Raw genomic sequence first — 6,312 nt, 5'->3', positions numbered from 1 at the left:
ATACGCCTCACAACGAAACCAGTCAACACCCAATTTCAAAAAAAAATTAAAAATTTTTCACAACTATCTGTATTTAAATGATTTAAAATTTATTGGATTTTATCGTTCGATAGATAAAACAGATATCCTAAGATAAATAGTCCTGCGGCTTTGCTCTTAATTTGCCACATTCAGCATTCTTATCTCTATATTACTGGCGCTTTAGCCCTATCTACTCTTACAATCTCTACTTTCTCCAATAAAACAATCATAAATTTAGAATAGTCCCTATTATGAGTAACGAAAAGATTCAACAAAAATTTGAACAAGCATATCACTCTTTTATCGAAGAGGAAAATTACGAGGAAGCGCTAAAACGTGCCGAGATTCTTTGCCTTCTCAATCCCCAATCTGTCGAATTTCATCATAAAGTTGCTTATGCCTATCTGAAGCAATTGAAATGGGAAAAAGCCATTGAGGCTGAAATGAAAACGCTAGAGCTGGATAGCACCTATATTCCTGCTTTGGATTTACTTGCCCATGCTTACGGCGCTCTAGATAATTGGGAAAAAACCGGGTTTTACGGTCATCAAGCTTTGGTTCTAAAAGATAAAGCCATCCCAGACCTAGAACATGAAATCATTCCGACACCAGCTCCAAAAAACGGCAAACGGATTATCTCCTTTTCTTTATTTGGCAATAATTCCAAATATATTGAGCCTGCCGTCTTAAATACCCAGCTTGCTCCTGTACTTTTCCCCGGTTGGACATGTCGTTTTTATGTCGACGATTCTGTATCGGCTGAAGCTATTCAACGATTTATAAATAACGGAGCAGAAGTGATTAAAGTTGGCGCACCGTTGGACAACTGGCCGGGTACGATGTGGCGCTTTCTTGCCATTAATGATCCCGAGGTTGAATACGTTATTTTCCGTGATGCAGATTCTATTATTTGTTATCGTGATGCAGCGGCCGTATCCGAATGGATAAAAAGTGGCACACTATTCCACACTATTCGCGACTCAGGCTCGCATACCGCCCTAATTCTTGCGGGTATGTGGGGCGCTAAAGCGGGCGCAGTCCCAGATATGCAGGAAAGGATTCAAAACTTTGTCGACGAGGGCTATCCTTCCAGACATTTTGCCGACCAAGATTTTCTAGAAAAAGAATTGTGGGCCTATATCCGTCAGAATCTGTTTGCACATGACAGATTATTTGATTTCTGTAATGCACACGAAATTCCCGGCGAGTTCTACTCTAATTATCAAATCGCTTTCAGCGAAGGGGTTACCAGCTTTAATGCAACGACTGATTATGAAGACGGCAGTCTGGCAAGATGGACGCTGTACTCCAGTGCTTCACCTTTAGTCAATCCGGACTACTCGCTCAATGTTGTTCCTGAATTTAAAGTCTGCAGTTATGTGACTGAAGTGAAAAATGGAGCGGTTTCAGCATTCTTACCAAAGAGATATGGTAATGCGATTAAAGCAAAACTGGCCAGAATCAACATCGAACAAATCTAATTTGATTTGATTCCTATATCTCATTTCATGAACCCGTTATTTATGAGCAAACACATTCTCCTCGGCATTACCGGCGGTATTGCGGCGTATAAATCTTGCGAACTGGTCAGACTGCTGAAAAAGCAAGGATATTCTGTATCAGTGGTGATGACAGATTCTGCGACAGAATTTGTCTCCCCGCTGACTTTCCAAGCTTTAACCGGCAATCCTGTTTTATCGGATACCTATTCAGGCGCTTCCAATAATGGCATGGCGCACATCAATCTGACGCGCGAAGCCGATGCATTTCTTATTGCACCTGCAACTGCCAATACGATTGCCAAAATTGCCAACGGATTGGCCGACAACCTGCTGACTACTTTGGCCGCAGCCAGAAAATGTCCTTTGGCCGTTGCGCCTGCAATGAATGTCGAAATGTGGAATAACCCTTCCAACCTGCGCAATATTGAGCAACTGGTTTCAGACGGCATTACCGTGTTTTACCCAAACAATGGCGAACAGGCTTGCGGCGAAACAGGTACAGGCAGAATGGTCGAAGCGGTCGATCTGGCAGATTTGCTAGAGGATTTATGGATACCCAAGCTACTGAGCGGTAAAAAAGTTCTGATTACAGCCGGCGCAACGTTTGAAGCCATCGATCCTGTTCGCGGCATTACCAATATTTCCAGCGGACAAATGGGTATGGCTTTAGCGCGTGCCTGCCGTGCTGCCGGAGCGGAGGTCACGCTGATTTACGGTCAAATTCAGACGGCCTTGCCCGCAGGCTTAACTCATTCTGAACAGGCTGTCAGCGCAGAAGCCATGTATCAGGCGGTTCATCGCCATATTCCGAAACAAGATGTCTTTATTTCCGTCGCAGCCGTTGCAGACTATAAAGTCAAAAACAGCAGCAACGAGAAACTGAAGAAAAACGGCAATCAGCCCCCGGTTATCGAACTGACGGAAAATCCGGATATTCTCGCATCCGTTGCAGCCTTGCCTTCTCCACCATTCTGCGTCGGCTTTGCTGCAGAAAGCCATCAGGTTTTGGAATTTGCACGGGCAAAACGTTTGCGCAAAAACGTACCGATGCTGGTGGCCAACCAAGTTTCCGTTTCCATGGGTAAGCCAACCAATCAAATCACCATTATTGATGACCTTGCCGAAACCTCATTTCCAGAAACATCCAAACGCCAAGCAGCAGATGAAATCGTCAAACGCCTGGCTGAATTATTGGCTTAATCAAACAAAACAAAAGGCCGTCTGAAAATTTTTCAGACGGCCTTTGTTCAAACACATTACATTACAAACCCAATTCACGCAGAAAACGAATATCGTCTGCCCAACCGGATTTTACTTTCACCCAAATCTTCAAAAAGACTTTGGTATCAAACAATTTTTCCATATCAAGGCGTGCTTCAGTAGAAATTTTCTTCAATTTCTCCCCACCCTTGCCAATCAAAATCGCCTTTTGGCTGTCTTTATCGACCAACACCGCGATATAAATGCGGAACAGTCCGCTTTCCTCTTCCTCAAACTGCTCCACTTCAACATTCATCGCATACGGCAACTCTTCGCCCAAATAGCGGAACAATTTTTCGCGCACAATTTCCATCGCCAGGAATCGGCTGGATTTATCCGTCACCATATCTTCCGGATACATCGGGATACTTTCCGGCAGATAAGGCTTGAGCAGTTCCAACAGATTGGCAATACGCAGGCCATGTTTTGCGCTGACTGCCTCGCTGGCGGCAAACTCAAACTCTTGGCGTACTTCATTGATAAACGCCTCAAGTGCAAATTTGTCTTTGGCTTTGTCTTTATCAATTTTATTGACCACCAATACCACAGGCGTATGCTTAGGTAACTGCTTCAGCACCACGCGATCGGCATCGGTAAAGCGCATGGCTTCCACCACAAAAACCACCACATCCACGCCGCTCAGCGCTTCGGTTACGTTTTGATTAAGACGGTCATTCAAGGCATTGCGGTGATTGGTTTGAAAACCCGGCGTATCGACAAACACAAATTGCGCCGTGTCGTCGGTGTAAATACCGGTTACACGGTTGCGCGTGGTTTGTGCTTTTTTACTGGTAATACTGATTTTCTGACCGATTAAATGGTTCATCAGCGTGGATTTACCGACATTCGGACGACCCACGATGGCCACAAAGCCGCAACGATAATCGGTCGGGTGTTGCGACTCATTTTGCAAAAAGGTTTCGATATCCATTTATATATGACTTTCTTGATTGTTTCAGACGGCCTTTGCATTTTCTCAAAGGCCGTCTGAAATATTATTTTTTAGATTTTTTCAAAGGAAACTTCTGTTCCAACCATTCTAAGGCTTCACATGCCGCTTTTTGCTCGGCCACTTTCCGACTGCTGCCGCGTGCATTGCAGATGAAACCGAGTTCGCCCAAATCGCAGGAAATCACAAACATCGCATCAGCCGTCTGCTCCGCCTGCTCTTCGATTCGGTATTTCGGCAGAGCAAAGCGGCGTGCCTGCAAGGCTTCCTGCAAAGCAGTTTTACTGTCTTTCTTGCCGATATTCAAATCCGCACGTTTCACGCGTTCCGCAAACAAATGGCGAACCACTTTTTCCGCCGCAGAAAAATCAGCATCAAAACTGACCGCCGCAAACATCGCCTCCATCGCGTCTGCCAAAATCGAAGGCCGTCTGAAACCGCCGCTCTTCAACTCGCCGGCACCCAAATACAAACCGTCGCCGACATTCATTTCCAACGCGATTTCAGCCAATACACCTTCATTCACCAAAGCCGCTCGCATCCGCGACAACTCGCCTTCCGACAATTTCGGAAACGCGTCAAACAACATCCTCGCCACGGAATAGTTCAAAATCGAATCGCCGACAAATTCAAAACGCTCATTGTGTTTGGCATTGTAGCTGCGGTGGGTCAAAGCCTGCTGAAGCAGCTCCATATTGCGGAACTCATAGCCCAGACGCTTTTGAATCGCTCGATGCGCCTGCTGTTTGAGCAAATCAGGTTTCATTCCATACTTTCAAAAAACAGCCCGAAAATACGCCTCATCCGCAGTGAAACAAAATAAAAAGGCTACACCGGCAACTTTTTTATTTTGGCTCATTGTTTCTTGCGTCCCTCAAGCCGATAAACAATCAAAAGCCGTCATGTTCAAACCTGACGGCACTTACCGACATTGTACCATCAAACCGCCCCTGCACACATCCGTGCGGAAAAGCGGCGAATCGTGTAAAATCATGCCAAATCATCTCTTTGTCAACTCCATGAACAAATTTGCCCAAGCATTGGCCGCAGCGCTCGACCGCTGCATCGTCACCAACACCGTCGCCGAACAAGGCGAGCCTGTCGGCTTCCTCTACCGCGAAGCCCCCGTATTTGAAAACGACAGTGGCTGGCGTATTTTCAGCGGCGACGAAACCGACGAATACACCGACAATCCCGACAATTTCAGCATTGTCAGCCTCTCCGCCATTACCGCAGACAATCCCGACATCGCGCCCCTGCTGACTCAGGCAGAAGGCAGCGCGTGGGAATTGAACGAAGACGGCGAGTTCCAAGCCGTTGCCGATTGGCAGCCGCAAGAATAATCCATCCTCATTTCGTTTCAGACGGCCTTCCCTATAACAAGGCCGTCTGAAACCGAGCCGAATCCCTATTTCACCAATATTGAAGGAATCATCATGAACATTATCGAACCCCGCCTCGACGGTACCAACTTGCGCATCGGCATCGTTCAGGCCCGCTTCACCAACGAAATCGGCAGCGAAATGGTCAAAGTTTGTTGCCGCACCTTAAAAGAATTGGGCGTAGCCGAAGACAACATCACACTTGCCACCGTTCCTGGCGCGCTTGAAGTACCTATCGCGCTGATGAACCTCGCTTCATCCGAACAATTCGATGCCCTGATTGCCATCGGCGTTGTCATTCGCGGCGAAACCTACCACTTTGAATTGGTATCCAATGAATCCGGCGCAGGCGTCAGCCGCGTTGCTCTTGATTACAACATCCCGATTGCCAACGCCATCCTGACAACTGAAAACGACGAACAGGCCGTCGCACGTATCGAAGAAAAAGCCTCCGATGCCGCCAAAGTTGCCGTAGAATGTGCCAACTTGGTCAACCATCTTTTGTCAGAACAATACGAAGACGACGAAGAATAAGCTTCTCCCCGTATTGAATACCGCATATTTTCAGACGGCCTCTCAATCATGACATTGAGGCCGTCTGAATCATTCAATATTCAGCCGACAACCATCGGCACCCTCTTCACAAGGAATACCCATGAAAAGCCCACGCCGCCGCGCACGCGAGCTTGCCGTACAAGCCATTTATCAAGCAGGCATCAACAAAACAGCCGCTCCCGAAATCGCCAAAAACATCCGCGAACTGTCCCAAGCGCCCAATATGGATGAAGAGCTGTTCAACAAACTGTTTTTCGGCGCACAAACCCATGCCGAAGAATACATGGAAAAAATCAGCCCCCTGCTTGACCGCGACGAGAAAGACCTCAGCCCTATCGAACGCGCTGTTTTGCTGGTTGCTTGCCATGAGCTGAGCACCATGCCTGAAACCCCCTATCCTGTCATCATCAACGAAGCCATCGAAGTTACCAAAACTTTCGGCGGCACCGACGGCCATAAATTCGTCAACGGCATCCTCGACCAGCTGGCTTCCCGCATCCGCCCTGACGAACCGCGCCGCAAAGGCTAAGATTGACTTCACATTGGGTCAGGATTACCAATCTTTGCCCTGTATAAGCTAATGTGCTTATACAGCCAAACCATCAAAAAGGCCGAGACCTTTGCAAAATTCCTTTCCCCCAAC

At 47.0% G+C, this 6,312-nt stretch carries 7 protein-coding genes; 5 read left to right on the top strand and 2 right to left on the bottom strand.

Going from position 1 to position 6,312, the window contains the following annotated elements:
- The first annotated feature begins 272 nt into the window (after nt 1-272).
- Nucleotides 273-1,502, top strand: a complete 1,230-nt coding sequence (locus HMPREF3047_RS01260; protein ID WP_070583478.1) for a tetratricopeptide repeat protein — start codon at nt 273-275, stop codon at nt 1,500-1,502.
- A gap of 42 nt (nt 1,503-1,544) precedes the next feature.
- Nucleotides 1,545-2,723, top strand: coding sequence for a bifunctional phosphopantothenoylcysteine decarboxylase/phosphopantothenate--cysteine ligase CoaBC (gene coaBC, locus HMPREF3047_RS01255; protein ID WP_070583476.1), 1,179 nt, complete (start codon nt 1,545-1,547; stop codon nt 2,721-2,723).
- A 61-nt stretch (nt 2,724-2,784) separates the two neighbouring features.
- Here the strand turns inward: coaBC and era are convergent, their stop codons facing one another.
- On the bottom strand, nt 2,785-3,714 hold the full coding sequence (era, locus tag HMPREF3047_RS01250) for a GTPase Era (RefSeq protein ID WP_036493257.1): 930 nt from the start codon (nt 3,712-3,714) through the stop codon (nt 2,785-2,787).
- A 64-nt stretch (nt 3,715-3,778) separates the two neighbouring features.
- Nucleotides 3,779-4,498, bottom strand: coding sequence for a ribonuclease III (gene rnc / locus HMPREF3047_RS01245; protein ID WP_003748556.1), 720 nt, complete (start codon nt 4,496-4,498; stop codon nt 3,779-3,781).
- Nucleotides 4,499-4,751: 253 nt separating this feature from the next.
- On the opposite strand from rnc, the gene HMPREF3047_RS01240 reads away from it, so the two are divergent.
- From HMPREF3047_RS01240 to nusB, 3 genes are all read left to right on the top strand, one after another.
- Complete coding sequence (locus HMPREF3047_RS01240; RefSeq protein WP_003748560.1) at nt 4,752-5,075, top strand: DUF2185 domain-containing protein; 324 nt, start codon at nt 4,752-4,754, stop codon at nt 5,073-5,075.
- Nucleotides 5,076-5,168: 93 nt separating this feature from the next.
- Nucleotides 5,169-5,648 (top strand): 6,7-dimethyl-8-ribityllumazine synthase, encoded by a 480-nt coding sequence (gene ribH / locus HMPREF3047_RS01235; protein WP_003748562.1) that lies wholly within the window; start codon nt 5,169-5,171, stop codon nt 5,646-5,648.
- 121 nt (nt 5,649-5,769) lie between these two features.
- On the top strand, nt 5,770-6,198 hold the full coding sequence (gene nusB, locus HMPREF3047_RS01230) for a transcription antitermination factor NusB (protein WP_004519698.1): 429 nt from the start codon (nt 5,770-5,772) through the stop codon (nt 6,196-6,198).
- Nucleotides 6,199-6,312 lie beyond the last annotated feature (114 nt).

Origin of the sequence: Neisseria sp. HMSC075C10, assembly GCF_001815615.1 — a bacterium.
In the GTDB taxonomy this organism is placed as follows: Bacteria; Pseudomonadota; Gammaproteobacteria; order Burkholderiales; family Neisseriaceae; genus Neisseria; species Neisseria subflava_A.
This window is presented reverse-complemented; position numbering and strand designations above follow the sequence as displayed.